Origin of the sequence: Veillonella parvula, assembly GCF_018366295.1 — a bacterium.
Classification (GTDB): Bacteria; Bacillota; Negativicutes; order Veillonellales; family Veillonellaceae; genus Veillonella; species Veillonella parvula_P.
Genome location: NZ_JAGZIJ010000001.1, coordinates 363,400 through 379,717, shown reverse-complemented (window position 1 = coordinate 379,717; position 16,318 = coordinate 363,400). Strand labels below are relative to the sequence as shown.

At 39.2% G+C, this 16,318-nt stretch carries 17 protein-coding genes; all 17 read left to right on the top strand.

The window, feature by feature from the left end:
* Position 1: 1 nt before the first annotated feature.
* The 17 genes from KHY58_RS01845 (at position 2) to KHY58_RS01765 (ending at position 16,313) form a co-directional block, all read left to right on the top strand.
* Complete coding sequence (locus tag KHY58_RS01845; protein WP_278471690.1) at positions 2-1,033, top strand: L-threonylcarbamoyladenylate synthase; 1,032 nt, start codon at positions 2-4, stop codon at positions 1,031-1,033.
* 112 nt (positions 1,034-1,145) lie between these two features.
* A complete protein-coding gene (locus KHY58_RS01840; protein WP_118091298.1) occupies positions 1,146-1,592 on the top strand; it encodes a low molecular weight protein arginine phosphatase in 447 nt (148 codons plus the stop codon).
* Between the two features lie 11 nt (positions 1,593-1,603).
* Positions 1,604-2,041, top strand: a complete 438-nt coding sequence (gene rpiB / locus KHY58_RS01835) for a ribose 5-phosphate isomerase B (RefSeq protein WP_278471684.1) — start codon at positions 1,604-1,606, stop codon at positions 2,039-2,041.
* Between the two features lie 46 nt (positions 2,042-2,087).
* Positions 2,088-3,320: a serine hydroxymethyltransferase gene (glyA, locus tag KHY58_RS01830; protein ID WP_004697326.1), complete on the top strand. Its 1,233-nt coding sequence runs from the start codon at positions 2,088-2,090 to the stop codon at positions 3,318-3,320.
* Between the two features lie 184 nt (positions 3,321-3,504).
* Positions 3,505-4,131, top strand: a complete 627-nt coding sequence (upp, locus tag KHY58_RS01825; protein WP_008601199.1) for a uracil phosphoribosyltransferase — start codon at positions 3,505-3,507, stop codon at positions 4,129-4,131.
* 266 nt (positions 4,132-4,397) lie between these two features.
* The gene (locus KHY58_RS01820; protein ID WP_008714121.1) at positions 4,398-5,423 is read left to right on the top strand and encodes a sugar-binding transcriptional regulator; all 1,026 of its coding nucleotides are present in this window, start codon (positions 4,398-4,400) and stop codon (positions 5,421-5,423) included.
* Positions 5,424-5,490: 67 nt separating this feature from the next.
* Complete coding sequence (gap, locus tag KHY58_RS01815) at positions 5,491-6,501, top strand: type I glyceraldehyde-3-phosphate dehydrogenase (protein ID WP_004697289.1); 1,011 nt, start codon at positions 5,491-5,493, stop codon at positions 6,499-6,501.
* Between the two features lie 13 nt (positions 6,502-6,514).
* Positions 6,515-7,693 (top strand): phosphoglycerate kinase, encoded by a 1,179-nt coding sequence (locus KHY58_RS01810; protein ID WP_278471682.1) that lies wholly within the window; start codon positions 6,515-6,517, stop codon positions 7,691-7,693.
* A 1-nt stretch (position 7,694) separates the two neighbouring features.
* Entirely contained in the window at positions 7,695-8,465 is a 771-nt protein-coding gene (tpiA, locus tag KHY58_RS01805; protein WP_278471680.1) for a triose-phosphate isomerase, read from the top strand.
* Between the two features lie 13 nt (positions 8,466-8,478).
* Positions 8,479-10,005 (top strand): 2,3-bisphosphoglycerate-independent phosphoglycerate mutase, encoded by a 1,527-nt coding sequence (gpmI, locus tag KHY58_RS01800; protein ID WP_278471678.1) that lies wholly within the window; start codon positions 8,479-8,481, stop codon positions 10,003-10,005.
* A gap of 119 nt (positions 10,006-10,124) precedes the next feature.
* Positions 10,125-11,408: a phosphopyruvate hydratase gene (eno, locus tag KHY58_RS01795; RefSeq protein WP_008601191.1), complete on the top strand. Its 1,284-nt coding sequence runs from the start codon at positions 10,125-10,127 to the stop codon at positions 11,406-11,408.
* Between the two features lie 188 nt (positions 11,409-11,596).
* Complete coding sequence (locus KHY58_RS01790; protein ID WP_004697265.1) at positions 11,597-12,607, top strand: GspE/PulE family protein; 1,011 nt, start codon at positions 11,597-11,599, stop codon at positions 12,605-12,607.
* A complete protein-coding gene (locus tag KHY58_RS01785; RefSeq protein WP_004697309.1) occupies positions 12,591-13,610 on the top strand; it encodes a type IV pilus twitching motility protein PilT in 1,020 nt (339 codons plus the stop codon). Before KHY58_RS01790 ends, KHY58_RS01785 begins: the two co-directional genes overlap by 17 nt.
* An 8-nt stretch (positions 13,611-13,618) precedes the next feature.
* Positions 13,619-14,794: a type II secretion system F family protein gene (locus KHY58_RS01780; RefSeq protein WP_004697121.1), complete on the top strand. Its 1,176-nt coding sequence runs from the start codon at positions 13,619-13,621 to the stop codon at positions 14,792-14,794.
* Positions 14,795-14,830: 36 nt separating this feature from the next.
* On the top strand, positions 14,831-15,277 hold the full coding sequence (locus tag KHY58_RS01775) for a competence type IV pilus major pilin ComGC (protein ID WP_004697182.1): 447 nt from the start codon (positions 14,831-14,833) through the stop codon (positions 15,275-15,277).
* 53 nt (positions 15,278-15,330) lie between these two features.
* On the top strand, positions 15,331-15,873 hold the full coding sequence (locus KHY58_RS01770; protein ID WP_004697033.1) for a prepilin peptidase: 543 nt from the start codon (positions 15,331-15,333) through the stop codon (positions 15,871-15,873).
* Positions 15,852-16,313, top strand: a complete 462-nt coding sequence (locus tag KHY58_RS01765) for a hypothetical protein (RefSeq protein ID WP_004697487.1) — start codon at positions 15,852-15,854, stop codon at positions 16,311-16,313. Before KHY58_RS01770 ends, KHY58_RS01765 begins: the two co-directional genes overlap by 22 nt.
* Positions 16,314-16,318 lie beyond the last annotated feature (5 nt).

The following is a 16,318-nucleotide window of genomic DNA, read 5'->3' as shown; positions in this document are numbered from 1 at the left end:
TATGGATACTAAAATCATTACAAATCCATCAGAACAAGATATAGATACTTTAGCCCGTGCTTTGCGCAATGGTGAATTGGTGTCTATTCCTACAGAAACTGTATATGGATTAGGTGCAAATGGTCTAGATCCAGAGGCGATGGATAAAATCTATGCTGCCAAAGGACGGCCTTCTGATAATCCACTCATTTTGCATGTTCCTAATAGTGAAAGCATAAAATCTTTAGTAACAGAAATTTCTGCTACGGCGCAAGCTTTAATGGATGCATTCTGGCCAGGGCCATTAACGATTACATTGCCTAAATCTGATTTGGTGCCAGATCGTGCAACAGGTGGTTTATCTCGTGTGGCGCTTCGGTGTCCTGATCATGAGGCATGTCGAGTATTATTAGAACGTGCAGGCATACCTATAGCGGCACCTAGTGCCAATATTTCAGGGCGCCCAAGTCCAACTACTGCAGAAGATGTATATAATGATATGAATGGTCGCATTTCCTATATCTTAGATGCTGGTCCATGTACGATTGGTGTAGAGTCTACTGTTGTGGAAGTCCATGATGATAAGGTCATTATATTGAGACCTGGTGGAATTACAAAAGCACAGCTTGAACGTGTGGTGTCTACTGTTGAGTATGATACTGCTTTAGTTAATGCAACCACTACACCAAAGGCTCCTGGCATGAAATATACGCATTATGCGCCTGATGCACCTATGACGGTTGTTGTAGGTAGTCCAGAAGGTGTAGCACACACTTTCAAAGAGCTTTCAGAAGGCATAGAAGGTCCTATCGGTTGTTTGGTAAGTAATGAAACGTATAACTTGATTAAAGAGGATGGACGATTTATGTGCCATTGTTTTGGCCATCATGGAGATGCGTTAGCATTGGGGCACGACTTTTATAAAAGTCTATTACATTTTAATGAAAATCATGTTACGCTAATCCTAGCAGAAGGTGTTGATGATGATGGTTTTGGTGTTGCCATTATGAATCGAATGGAAAAAGCATCGAGTCATCATATCATTTATAAGTAAATTTACTAGCATAAAGATGTCCACTGATAATAGAAAAATGTCTTTACATATTGGATAGATTTGCTATAATGTATAAAGTAATCACAAAATGTGATTGAGTAAGGATGTTATTATGAATATTTTATTTGTATGTACCGGTAACACTTGCCGTAGCCCAATGGCTGAAGGTATTACACGGGCCCTTGCAGTGGAGAAACATAAGGATGTTACAACTGTATCAGCTGGTTTATTTGCCGCTTATGGAGCAAAACCAACTGAACAAGCCGTAGTAGCTGTCCGTTCCATTGCAGATATTTCCAACCATGAATCGAGACCCTTAACGATGGAACTCGTAAATGCAGCAGATCTTATTCTTGGTATGACGAAAGATCACAAATCTGTACTACTTCGCCAATTCCCCTTTGAGGAAGGTAAAATTAAAACAATTTCCGAGTGGGGTGGTCTAGATGGTGATGTTACGGACCCATATGGATCTGACCAAACCGTATATAATCAATGTGCGGAACAAATTTATCACTTAGTAGAGGCTGGTCTTACATCAGTGCCTCAGAAGGCGTAGGAGATGAAATTATGAAAGTTGCAATCGGTTGTGATCATGGCGGATTAAATCTGAAGGAATCTGTTAAAGAGGTATTGAGTGCATTGGGACATGAAGTAGAGGATTTTGGTTGTTATTCAGCTGAGTCTTGCGACTATCCTGATATTGCAGTACCTGTAGCAAATGCAGTTGTATTTGGTCAAGCAGATCGCGGTATTTTGATTTGTGGTACGGGTATCGGTATCGGTATTGCAGCAAATAAGATAGCGGGCATTCGCGCTGCTCTTTGTCATGATACATTTTCTGCTCACGCATGTCGTGAACATAATGATGCGAACATCCTTACTATGGGTGAACGCGTTATTGGACCAGGCCTTGCTAACGATATTGTAACCATTTTTATGGAAACTGAGTTTGAAGGTGGACGTCATGCACGTCGTGTAGAGAAAATAAAAGCATTAGAGAAATAATACATCATTACTTTATAGATAGTTGTTCTATATGAGGAGGATACTCATGAGTTTCTTAGAAAAACAAGACCCTAATATTCAAGCTGTTATCAACCAAGAGTTAGCACGCCAACGCGATAAATTAGAAATGATTGCTTCTGAAAATTTTGTTTCTCAAGCTGTAATGGAAGCTCAAGGTAGCGTATTGACTAACAAATATGCAGAAGGGTATCCTGGCAAACGCTATTATGGCGGTTGTGAAAATGTTGATGTTATTGAAACATTGGCTATCGAACGTGCAAAACGTCTGTTCGGTGCAGAACATGCTAATGTACAACCTCACTCTGGTTCTCAAGCAAACTTTGGCGTGTATTTCGCATTATTACAACCAGGTGATACTATTGTGGGGATGAACTTGTCCCACGGCGGTCATTTGACTCATGGTTCTCCAGTTAACGTATCTGGTACATATTTCAATGTAGTACCTTATGGTGTAGATGCTGAAACACAACAAATCGACTACGATGAGTTTCGTAAAATTGTATTAGAAGCAAAACCTAAGTTGATTATCGCTGGTGGTAGTGCTTATAGCCGTCAAATTGACTTTAAGAAAATGGCTGAAGTGGCACACGAAGTAGATGCTATTTTCATGGTAGATATGGCTCACTTTGCTGGACTTGTAGCAGCTGGTTTACATCCAAACCCTGTGGAATATGCAGATATCGTTACTACAACAACTCATAAAACATTGCGTGGCCCTCGTGGTGGTATGATTCTTTGCAAAGAAAAGTATGCTAAAGCAATCGATAAAGCGATCTTCCCTGGCATCCAAGGTGGTCCTTTGATGCATGTTATCGCTGCTAAAGCTGTAGCATTTGGTGAAGCTTTACAACCTGAGTTCAAAGTATATGCACAACAAGTTATCGACAATGCAAAAGCGTTGGCTGCAGCATTACAAGAAAAGGGCTTAACAATTGTTTCTGGCGGTACAGATACTCATGTTATGCTTGTAGATGTTCGTAATACTGGTTTAACTGGTAAAGAAGCTGAACACTTACTCGATGAAGTAGGTATTACATGTAATAAAAATACAATTCCATTTGATCCAGCTAGCCCATTTGTAACAAGCGGTATTCGTCTTGGTACGCCAGCTCTTACAACACGTGGTTTGCAAGTGAAAGATATGGAAGAAATTGCCGATATTATTGCAGTGGTTCTTAAAAATCCTGAGGATAAATCGGTCCATGAAGAAGCTAGTAAACGTGTTGCTGCACTTTGTGAAGCGTATCCATTGTACTAATCGATTGTATTAATATTAAATATATATTTATAGTCCTATAAGTTTATAGGTAGTGTAAAAGGGGTGTGCCATTGGCACATCCCTTTCAATATTTTTATGGCATGATTTTCTAATCTGTGATAGAGTAAATATGATAGTTAATCGCTAGAATGGGATATGTATATTGTTTTATAGGAGGACAGTCATGAAAGTTAATGTTATGACACATCCATTGATTCAACACAAAGTTACATTGATGCGTGACGTACAAACAGGCTCTAAAGATTTCAGAGAACTACTTGATGAAATTACTATGTTGATGGGGTATGAAATTACACGCAACTTACCACTTGAGGATGTGGAGGTAGAAACACCACTAACTAAAATGACTGGCAAACGAATTGCAGGTAAAAAACTGGGTATTATTCCAATTCTTCGCGCTGGTCTAGGTATGGTAAATGGTATGCTTAGTTTAATTCCAACTGCAAAAGTTGGTCATATTGGTTTGTACCGTGATCCTGAAACTTTGAAACCAGTAGAATACTACTGTAAACTACCATCTGACGTAGGGGAACGCGACTTCATCGTAACTGATCCAATGCTTGCTACTGGTGGTAGTGCAGCCGCAGCGATTACATTGCTAAAAGAAAAAGGTGCTAAACATATTAAATTAATGTGCTTAGTAGCTGCTCCCGAAGGTGTAGAGGCTGTAAATAAAGAACATCCAGATGTTCCTATTTATGTAGCAGCACTTGATGAAAAGCTTAATGATCATGGTTACATCTTGCCTGGCTTAGGGGATGCAGGTGACCGTATCTTCGGTACAAAATAAAATACAATAAAACGACATATTAGAATATAATAAGGGGACATGACGACATATTATTAGATTTGAAATAATAACAAATTATCTAAGGCGTATGTCGTTTTCTCTTATTCTAAGGCGTATGTCGTTTTCTCTTATTTAGGGTTGAATAAAAATTACATAAGGTATACAATACAAGTGTAAAAGTATTTTTTTATTTTAGGTGGGACGGATTTTGTTCACATGGGACGAAAAACGATTCATGTAATCCCAACGGGTAAAGGAGGGACCCGATGAACGAATTTCTAATGATATGTGAACGTATTGTTCCTGAAATTGTTAGCGTATTGAAGGAGCGATACAAAATACTAAACCACCTTGTTTATGAAGAGCCTATAGGCCGTAGAACATTAGCTACCGCAACGGATCTTCCAGAGCGAACCGTACGAAGTCATATTGAGTTAATGCGTGCTAATGGTCTTGTAGACATTTATAAACCAGGGATTTTTCTCACTGATGAGGGACATGCAATTGTTCCGAAGTTACGAAATTTTTTAAATGAGCTAGATCGTATTAACGAGCTAGAACATCGATTGACTGAAGCACTTCATATCGATAGAGTTGTTATTACACCTACAGAAGGAACCTTGATGGTTAAAAAGTTAGGTTTTACAGCGGCAAAGTTATTGCAAGACCTATTGAAACCTAATGCAGTAGTAGCCATCAGTGGGGGTAGTACCATGGCAGCAATAGCTGAAGAAATGCCTATCTTACCTTTCAATCCTACTGTGGTACCAGCCCGTGGTGGCGTTGGTGAAGTAGTGGAATACCAAGCTAATGTAATTGCTTCGGTGCTTGCTGAACGACTAAGTGGTTCCTATAAGATGCTCCATTTACCTGATGGACTTTCACAAGACTCATTACATATGCTCATGACTTGTGAACCACAAATTAAAGAAATTGGAGACCTCATTAGTAGGACTGACGTACTATTATTTGGTATTGGTACTGCAATGCGCATGGCGGATCAGCGCCATATTGCCGATGATGTGCGTAAGCAGTTGGTAGATAATCATGCGGTAGGTGAAGCACTTGGTCAATATTGTGACATTGAGGGTAAGTTAATTTATTCTACCAATAATATTGGTTTATCACTTCCCGATGTAGTAAAGGTTCCCAATGTTATTGCTGTAGCTGGTGGACAAGAAAAAGCGAGCGCTATTATAGGTGTGATGCGAGCTTGCCAGAAAGGGATACTTATCATTGATGAGCAAGCAGCCGAAGGTATGCGTCAATTGTTACAAATTTCTGCCTTATAGGCGAATTAGTAGTTATAAATTTTAGTTTGAATTTGGTTAGAATTTTTGTTATTAGGAGGATCTAACAATGGCAGTAAAAGTTGGTATTAACGGTTTTGGTCGTATCGGTAAATGTGTAGTTCGCGCAGCGATTAATAATCCTGATGTGGATGTAGTGGCAATTAATGCAACTGGTGATAATGAAGGTACTGCATTATTGTTAAAATACGATTCCGTACACGGTACAATTCCTAATGAAGTAACATTTGATGAAGAAAATATCTACGTTGATGGTAAAAAAATCCGTGTATTCCATGACCGCGACGCTTCTAAATTACCTTGGTCTGAAGAAGGCGTAGAAATTGTTATGGAATGTACTGGTAAATACCGTGATGCAGAGGAAGCAAAGGTTCATTTGAATCAACCTACTGTAAAAAAAGTATTAATCTCTGCACCTGGTAAAAACGAAGACTTAACTATGGTTATGGGAGTTAACCAAGATATGTATGATCCTGCAAAACATCACATTATCTCTAATGCATCTTGTACAACAAATTGCTTGGCTCCATTTGCTAAAGTATTATGTGATGAATTCGGTATCAAACGCGGTATGATGACTACAATTCATTCCTACACAAATGACCAAAAAATTCTTGATGCACGTCATAAAGACCCTCGCCGTGCTCGTGCTGCAGCAATGTCTATCATTCCTACAACAACTGGTGCAGCGAAAGCTGTTGCTAAAGTATTGCCTCAATTAAAAGGTAAATTAGATGGTTTTGCATTGCGCGTTCCTACTCCAGACGTATCTGCTACAGATCTTGTTTGCGAACTTGAAAAACCGGCTACTAAAGAAGAAATCAACGAAGCATTTCGCAAAGCAGCAGCCGGTGAATTAAAAGGTATTCTTGGTGTATCTGATGTACCATTGGTATCCTGTGATTTCAGCTCTGATCCTCGTAGCTCCATTGTTGATGCTGATTTGACAATGGTTATGGATGGCAACATGGTAAAAGTTGTTTCTTGGTATGACAACGAATGGGGTTACTCCGAACGTCTTATCGACATGGCCGCATTTGTAGCAAGCAAAGGCTTATAATCAGGAGGCTTTGATGAAACAAACAATTGAAGGTTTACAAGTAGCTAATAAAATAGTATTTGTTCGTGTTGATTTTAATGTTCCTATGAAAGACGGTGTCATCACTGATGACACTCGTATTCGTAGTGCATTACCTACTATCAATTACTTAATCGAAAAAGGGGCAAAGGTTATCCTTGCTTCTCACTTTGGTCGTCCTAAGGGAGAACGCAAACCAGAAATGTCTTTGGCACCATGTGCTAAGCATTTATCTGACCTTATCAACAAGCCTGTAGCATTCGTAGATGACTGTATTGGTCCTAAAGTTGAAGAAGCTGTAAAAGCATTACAATCTGGTGATGTATTGATGCTTGAAAATTTGCGTTACCACAATGAAGAAACTAAAAATGACCCTGAGTTTGCTAAGCAATTGGCATCTCTTGCAGATGTTGCTATCAATGATGCGTTTGGTGTATCTCACCGTAATGCGGCATCTGTAGTCGGTATTGCTGATTATATCCCTATGGCAGCAGGTTTCTTGCTCAAAAAAGAAATTGACGCATTAAGTGCAGCTATAGTACATCCCAAAACACCTATGGCAGCTATTATTGGTGGCGCGAAAGTTACAGATAAAATCTCCGTTATTTCTAACTTATTGCCTAAAGTTGATGTAATGATCATCGGCGGTGGTATGGCTAATGCGTTCATTAAAGCGCAAGGTTGCAATATTGGTAGCTCCTTATTTGAAGAAGGTCAAGAAGTTATCGCTACAGACCTTGTTATGGAAGCTCGTGTAGCAGGTGCTAAATTACTAACACCTATTGATGCTGTAGTAGCAGATGCTTTCAGCAACGATGCTAATACTAAAATCGCTGATGTTGATCAAATCGAAGATGGCTGGATGATATTAGATATTGGGCCTAAAACCCGCGAACTTTATGTAGAAGCATTGGCGCCAATGAAGACTATTATTTGGAATGGTCCTATGGGCGTATTTGAAATGGAAAACTTTGCAGCTGGTACAAATGCAGTAGCGAAAGCTGTAGCTGAATCTGATGCGATGACTATCGTTGGTGGTGGCGACTCTGTAGCAGCCATTGAAAAAAGTGGTTTAGCAGATAAAATTAGCCACATCTCCACAGGTGGCGGTGCATCTTTAGAATTCTTAGAAGGCAAAATCCTACCGGGTATTGCTGCATTGTCCGAGGCATAATATGAGAAAACCCATTATTGCAGGGAATTGGAAAATGAATGGCACCATTGCATCTGGATCAATTCTGATCGAAGCGTTTAACGGCGTGTTACAAGATATGGAATTGTCCTGTGATGTAGTTGTATGTCCGCCTTTTACAGCTATCGAACGTGCTGTAGTATTGACGAAAAATACAGCTATTGAAGTAGGTGCACAAACTATGGATTATCATGATGCTGGTGCGTTTACTGGTGAGATTTCACCACTTATGCTTACAGAAGTAGGCGTTAATTATGTAATCATCGGTCACTCTGAGCGCCGTGAATATTATGGCGAAACAGATGAGACCGTTAATGCAAAAATTAAAAGTGCATTTCATCATAATTTGAATCCTATTGTCTGTGTTGGTGAAAGTTTAGAACATCGTGAAACGGGTCATACACTTGATTGGATTACGTCTCAACTAAAAGGGGCTTTGGCTGATATTCCGAAAGAACAAGTCAGTCAATTAATCATTGCGTACGAACCAATTTGGGCTATCGGTACGGGCAAGACAGCAACGGCTGATCAAGCTGAAGAGGTATGCAAAGAAATCCGCAATTACATTCGATCTTTATATGATAATGAAACTGCCGATGCAGTACGCATCCAGTATGGTGGTAGCGTTAAATCAGAAAATGCACTAGAAATCCTTGGAGAGCCTAATATTGACGGTGCTCTCGTAGGTGGTGCATCACTTGTGGTCGATGAATTTATTGATATTATTAAAGCTGCAAACCAAGTAAGCGCTTAATATGAGGTTACAAATGGCTAAATTAGAGGCTCCCGTAATGCTAGTCATCCTAGATGGCTTTGGCTTGGGGGATAAATCAGACACAACCAATGCTGTAGTACAGGCGAAGCCGCTCTGTTTTAATCGATTATGGGATATGTATCCACATACAACATTAGAAGCATCAGGGCTTGCGGTAGGCCTTCCAGAAGGTCAAATGGGAAATTCTGAAGTTGGCCATTTAAATCTTGGCTCTGGTCGCATAGTGTATCAAGATTTGACTCGTATTACTAAAGATGTCGAGTCTGGTGAGTTTTATAATCGCCCTGTTATGAAGGAACTATACGAAGTAGCTAAGAAGCAAAGCTTACATCTTATAGGCCTAGTTTCAGATGGCAATGTGCATTGCTCCTTAGATCATATTAAGGCAGTCATCAAGGGGGCTCATGATAATGGAATCGAGCATGTGTATGTCCATGCTTTGCTCGATGGTCGTGATGTAGCTCCACAATGTGCACAAGGCTATTTAAAGGACTTAGAAACGTATATGGCTGATCTAAATTGTGGCAAAATTGCTACAGTTAGTGGCCGCTATTATGCAATGGACCGTGATAATCGTTGGGACCGCGTTGAATTGGCATATAATGCCATTGTGCATGGTCAAGGTGAAATAGCTACATCTGCATGTGAAGCGGTGCAACAGTCCTATGATAGAGATGCGACAGACGAATTTGTACTTCCTACGGTGATTGATGCTACAGGGACTATCAAAGATGGAGATGCGGTTATATTCTGTAATTTCCGCCCAGACCGTGGTCGTGAACTTACAAAGGCACTAGTGTTACCTGATTTTGATGGTTTTAAACGGAAGCCACTATCTATATATATGGCAACTATGACAAAATACGAGGATGGTTTGCCCGTACATATTGTGTATGAAAAGGATACATTATCTGAAACATTAGGTGAAGTTCTAAGTGCAGGCGGTTATCGCCAATTGCGCATCGCAGAAACAGAAAAGTATGCTCATGTTACATATTTCTTCAATGGCGGTGAAGAGGAACCCTTTGAAGGTGAGGATCGCATTCTCGTAAAATCCCCTCAAGTGGCGACCTATGATTTACAACCAGAAATGAGTGCTTATGAAGTGACCGATAAGGTTGTACAAGCGATACAAGATGAAACATATGACATGATTATCTTGAATTTTGCAAATCCAGATATGGTTGGTCATACTGGTAGCTTTGAAGCTGCCGTTAAAGCGGTTCAAGCAGTAGATACTTGTTTAGGTCGTATCGTGGAGGCTATTCGTAGCAAGAAAGGTCATCTGTTAGTTACAGCAGATCATGGTAATGCAGAGCTTATGGTTAATCATGAAACAGGTAAGGTACATACGGCACATACAACGAACTTGGTTCCTTTAATTTTAATGAGCGACAGTTTAAAAACAGCTACATTAGAAGCTGGTAAATTATGTGACATTGCTCCTACATTATTAGACTTAGCTGGGATACAACAACCAAAAGCTATGACAGGTCATAGCTTGGTACATAAAGCATAATATGGAGCTTTCACTATATTAGTAGTTAATTAGAGTTATAAGCCTATAAGGTTTAGCTCAATATATATATAATGGCTGTCAGATGGCAGTTATTCCATTAGATTATATGAGGTGAAGAAATGGCAGTAATTGAACAAGTCATTGCAAGAGAGATTTTAGATTCCCGCGGTAATCCAACAGTTGAAGTTGAAGTATGTTTAGAAGATGGCACTATTGCTACAGCAGCTGTTCCATCTGGTGCATCCACAGGTATGTTTGAAGCCGTAGAATTACGGGATGGAGATAAATCCCGTTATTCCGGTAAAGGTGTTTTAAAAGCTATCGATAATGTAAATGCTAAAATCGGTCCTGCACTTATCGGTTATGATGCGACAGAACAAGTGGCAATCGATAACTTAATGTTGCAATTGGATGGTACCGATAATAAATCTAACCTTGGTGCAAATGCAATCCTTGGTGTATCCATGGCAGTAGCTCGTGCTGCAGCTGAATCTTTGGACTTGCCATTATTTGTATACCTTGGTGGCTTTAATGCAAAAGAGTTGCCAGTTCCTATGATGAACATCTTGAACGGTGGCGCACATGCTGATAATAACGTAGACATTCAAGAATTTATGATCATGCCTGTAGGCGCTAAATCTTTTGCAGAAGCTCTTCGTAGCTGTGCAGAAGTATACCATACATTGAAATCCGTACTTCACAATAAAGGCCTTAGTACTGCAGTAGGTGATGAAGGTGGTTTCGCACCTAACTTATCATCTAATGAAGAAGCATTAGAAGTAATCTGTGAAGCTATTAAAGCTGCTGGTTATGAACCAGGAAAAGATTTCAAATTGGCACTTGATTCTGCATCTTCTGAATTCTACGAAGGTGGTAAATATAACCTTGCTGGGGAAGGTAAAGTTAAAACAGCAGCTGAAATGGTAGATTTTTACGAATACCTAGTAGGCAAATATCCAATCATATCCATCGAAGATGGCCTTGCAGAAGAAGATTGGGAAGGCTGGAAATTGTTGACAGACCGCCTTGGTGACCGCGTACAACTTGTTGGTGATGATTTATTTGTAACTAACACAAAACGTTTGGCTCGTGGTATTGAGCTTGGTGTAGGTAATTCCATTCTTGTAAAAGTTAACCAAATCGGTACTCTCACTGAAGCTTTCGATGCTATGGAACTTGCTAAACGTGCTGGTTACACTTGCGTAGTATCTCACCGCTCTGGTGAAACTGAAGATACATTCATTGCTGATATTGCTGTAGCTGTAAATGCTGGTCAAATTAAGACTGGTGCACCGGCTCGTTCTGAACGTGTAGCAAAATATAATCAATTACTTCGCATTGAAGAAATGTTATACGAAACAGCTCAATATAAAGGTAATGACGTTTTTTATAACTTAAAATAAGATACGTTATATCTAATAGTCCAATAAGGGCGCCCTTTGGGGCGCCTTTTTTGTATGTCTAAAAAAAGAAAAGTTTTCGCTTCGTGGATTTTTAAAAATAAAAGAGGGATTTAGAGGCTGATGTCGAAACCTATAACGCCATACGCTAGTGTGAGGTAAAAACATACCGCAAGGTATTGGAGGTGACCATGTATGTAGACGTAACATTAGACGATATTATCTTGTATGCCTTAGAACACCATGTAAGTGATATCCACTTTGATCCCGTTGAAAGTGGTGCTCATGTTCGGTTGCGACAAGATGGACTGCTGCAACATTACATGACTGTATCATTTGAAGAAGCTGAACTCATTATCAACCGTATTAAGGTTTGTAGCTCTCTAGATATTAGCGAGAAGCGTTTACCACAAGATGGGCGTTGGTCTTGGAGTCATAAAAATAAGTCTGTAACGATGCGTGTATCTACATTGCCTAGCCTATACGGAGAAACCTTAGTATGTCGCCTTATGGGAAATGAAGGGAGTCATAAAGACTTAAAAGAATTAGGCATGCAGCCGGATATCTTTGAGCACATTGAACAATTATTAAAACGTCCTTATGGATTATTACTTATCTGTGGACCTACAGGCAGTGGTAAGACAGCTACTTTATATGCCATGCTTCGCATGTTAAATTTAGACGAAACTAAGCTTATCTGTCTTGAAGATCCTGTAGAAGCCGAAATCAAAGGGGCTATACAAATTGGTATTAATGAAAAGATTGGATTTACCTTTGCCAAAGGTCTTCGCTCTGTATTACGGCAAGATCCAGATACGATTATGATTGGTGAAATTAGGGATAAGGAGACCGCAGAGTTAGCCGTTAAGTCTGCTTTAACGGGGCATCGCGTATTATCTACTATACATACCAATACAGCTATAGGCGTTGTAACGCGACTCATGGATATGGGCGTAGAGCCGTACTTAATACGGGCTACTTTAATGGGGGCTATTGCACAACGGCTAGTACGAAAATTCGATGGTACATCATATCAGGGACGGACTGCTCTATTTGAATACTTAGAAATACCAGCTAATTCAGCTCATTGGGACGAATTAGAAACACATTTATTATTGTCATTAGAAGAGTCTGCTCGTAAGGCCGTATCTCAGCATGTTACATCTATAGAGGAGGTGCATCGTTGTGGACTCATGCTGTAAGAGTGAAAGTTTAGAAACTATTGTAGAAAATGCAATACAACTATCATCAACAGATATTCATCTACAATGTGGTCAGCCTATCTATTTGCGACATGGTGATGGATTAAGGGCTACTTCCTTTATGTGTACTACAGAATTAATCGAGGATATATTGCGTCGTTGCGGTATAGCATCCTATGAGTGGCAGTCTCTTGATGAGGCTTGTTCCTGTTGTGGTGTGCGTATCCGTGTTCATCTATATCGAGCTAATCAGACCATATGTGGTACATTGCGATTACTTTGTCATCAGCAACTTAAGTTAGATGATAATAGTGAAGGTCAGTTATTACAAAAGCTATGTGAAGCACATGATGGTCTATTGCTTGTTTGTGGCCCTACAGGCAGTGGTAAAAGTTTTACCTTAGCTTGTTGTATTGATTATATAAATCAGACTATGGAGCGTCACATTATTACCTTAGAAGACCCTATCGAATTTGAGTTTGTATCTAAAAAGTCTTTAATACATCAACGACAATTAGGTGCTGATATTAATACTATGTCAGATGGTATTCGAGATGCTTTACGAGAGGATCCGGATGTCATTATGGTAGGCGAACTTCGAGATCGTGAAACCCTTGAAGCGGCACTTCATGCGGCAGAGACTGGTCACCTTGTAATGGCAACTATGCATACACAGCGTGCAGTGATGGCGGTTCACCGCATGATTTCTCTATTTCCTGGGGAGCAACAAGAAGAGATACGCAATCAAATATCTCAAGTGTTACGGGCCGTTATATGTCAGCGTTTACTTCGATGGAATAAAAAGTTCATTACTATTCGTGATATTTTGCTAAATACCCATGCAGTAGCAAATTTGATACGGACCCGTAAGGAACCACAAATCATATCTATTCAAGAAACGCAACTACCGATGAAAACATTAGAAATGGCTGTGCGAGATGTAAAGGCACAATATGGAGCCCAACAACAATTGCATACCTTGCTTGATCAACAATTATCGTAGGTGAATATATGGAGGCTTATGAATATGTCGTAAAAAATAATCAAAATGAAACAGAAAAAGGTTTGATGTGGGGGGATTCAGAACAAGAAATTGCAATACGGTTAAAACGAGATGGTTATAGAATTTATAGGATATCGTTGCAGGATGAAAGAAAGAAACATAAATGGAATCATACTATGGTGGTAGATGTGACTTATCAATTAGGTCTACTCATTGAATCTGGTGTTCCGTTACGGCGAGCCTTACAGTTGCTCTGCCAGGGGAAACGAGGACTACTCTATACAGCTTTATATGAATCCATAGAGCGTGGTCAGACTTTATCACAGGCTTTACGAAGTGAAGGATGTCCTCCTATTGCTTTGGCTTTACTAGAAAGTGGTGAAGCAGCGGGCACCTTGGGTGAGAGTTTACAATATATATCCCGTCACTATGATTGGGAGAGGCAGCTGAAACAAAAGGTTATGAGTGCTATTTCCTACCCTTTATTTCTTCTTTTAATGATGAATATATTTTTTCTAGTTACCATTTTGTTTATTATTCCTTCGTTTGAACAGGTATTTACCACTATGCATATTACATTACCTTTGATGACGCGAGCTCTTTTTGCATTAGGACAAGGGTTAAAATCGCATCCTCTAATGGTAATAGCTATACATTGTGTTGTAATAGGTTCCTTAGCATTTGCTTATAAACAGCATAGTATAAAGTGTAAAGTACATCGTTGGCTTTGGCTGTTGGCTCACCGATACCAATGGAGTACTTGTGTGTATTATACAAGTATGTTAAAAGTTTGGGCTCTCTTATTAGATTCTGGTATTTCTATCATTCACACCATGAATATCACGCGCCCTTTGTGGGGGAATATATATGGTGTTGAATGTAGTAAACAAGTGGAAGCAAGATTATTATCAGGACACTCACTGGAAGAAAGCTTACGTAGTGGTCAAATAGGAAACGCTTTTATATGGCAAATGGTGTCCATTGGAGAAGAGAGTGGTGAATTAGTAAAAATGTTAAACCACTGTGGCTACTACTATGAATCTATACTTTCAAAATATATTGCTCGTTTAGAACGATTATTGGAACCAATTTTACTAACCATAATGGGAATCGGTGTTGCCGTATTAGTTGTATCTGTTATGTACCCCTTATTTACGTCCATTGCCAACTTAGGAGGACAATAGACAATGTTATTACTTAACTATTAAAAGGAGAATATTATGAAGTCTGTTATGCATATGATTCATGGAGTGAATCATCGATTAGAAATGTGCGGTCAATGGGTCGTAGATCGACTACATATTTCTCGTGTTCGAGAAGGGTTTAAAAAATCGAGAAAAGGCGGATTTACTCTCGTTGAGTTAATGGTTGTAGTAGCGGTTATCGCTATATTAGCGGCTATTGCGATGCCACAATTCTTATCTGCAGCGGATAAAGCTCGAAACGCTAAAGAAACAGCAGATATTCAAATTATTAAAAATGCCACTCAATTGTATATGATTGATAAGAATGTCGACACACCTCCAACAGTAGAAAATCTATATAAGGAAGGATATCTTACTGAACATGTTAAGACTGCAAAAGGAAAAGAATACACTATTACTTATGAAGTTGTCAGTGGTGGGACTTCAAAATCTGTTGTTGTTAAAGCACCTAATGAGCCTTAATTAACTTGTATAGATTATGAATTACATACGTTAGTTATATGAAAGGACAAGGTATGAAAGGGACCAATTATGTGATAGGACTTTTTGTATATATAGCATCTATATTGCTACCTGTTATAGTTTCATCAAAAGCAATATCTTATACTCACATTGCTTTGTATGCTGTGTTTTCACTCATCATCATAGCAGGTGCTACCATCGATATGCATTACTATATATTGCCTGATGAAGGGGCATTAGTTCTTGTAATAGGTGGCATTATATATAGCTATATAAATGATCAATCTATGTTAGTAACCTTATTAAGTGTTATCAGCGTAGGTACTATTACATATGGACTTCGTTTGATTAGCCATAAAGGCTTTGGCATAGGCGATATTAAATGGTTTTCTGCTATTGCAATATGGCTCACTCCATGGGAAATTATATGTTTCTTTTACGTAACTTTTTGTGTTGGTTCTCTCTATCTCTTACTCACCGGTTATCGTAATCGATATATCCCATTTGGTCCCTTTCTATGCTTTGGCGGATGGTGTGCCTTACATGGTGGTTCCTATATGGAGGTGCTTTATCAATGGTTAAGGTGCAACTTATAAATCGTCAAAGTGGATCTTTATTGGCGGAATGGATTATTACTATTGGTTTAATCTTATTGCTCATTTCTATTGCCTTACCTATTGTGACAACACCTAGTCGTTATACTTTAAATGGTGCTACGCAAGAGGTGGCGTATATGCTCAAGAAAGTTCAACTGTGGTCTATGTTAGGGCATAAATCTAATGGTAAAGGGAGAATGCTTTTTATTTTAAATAAGGACAGTTATACCTTAGAGGAAGATGTTAATCATCATACGGTAAACATATTATTACCGCAAAATATTGAGAATGAACGGTCTATGACAATTATTTCTTTTTCAGCCTTAGGCTTACCTTATGATGGGACAGAAATTATTTTGAAAGATCGTGAAAGTGGTGAGAAAAATCGTATATGGATATCTGTACAAACGGGGCGAATTAGATGGGAAGAAGTGCACTGAAGGAT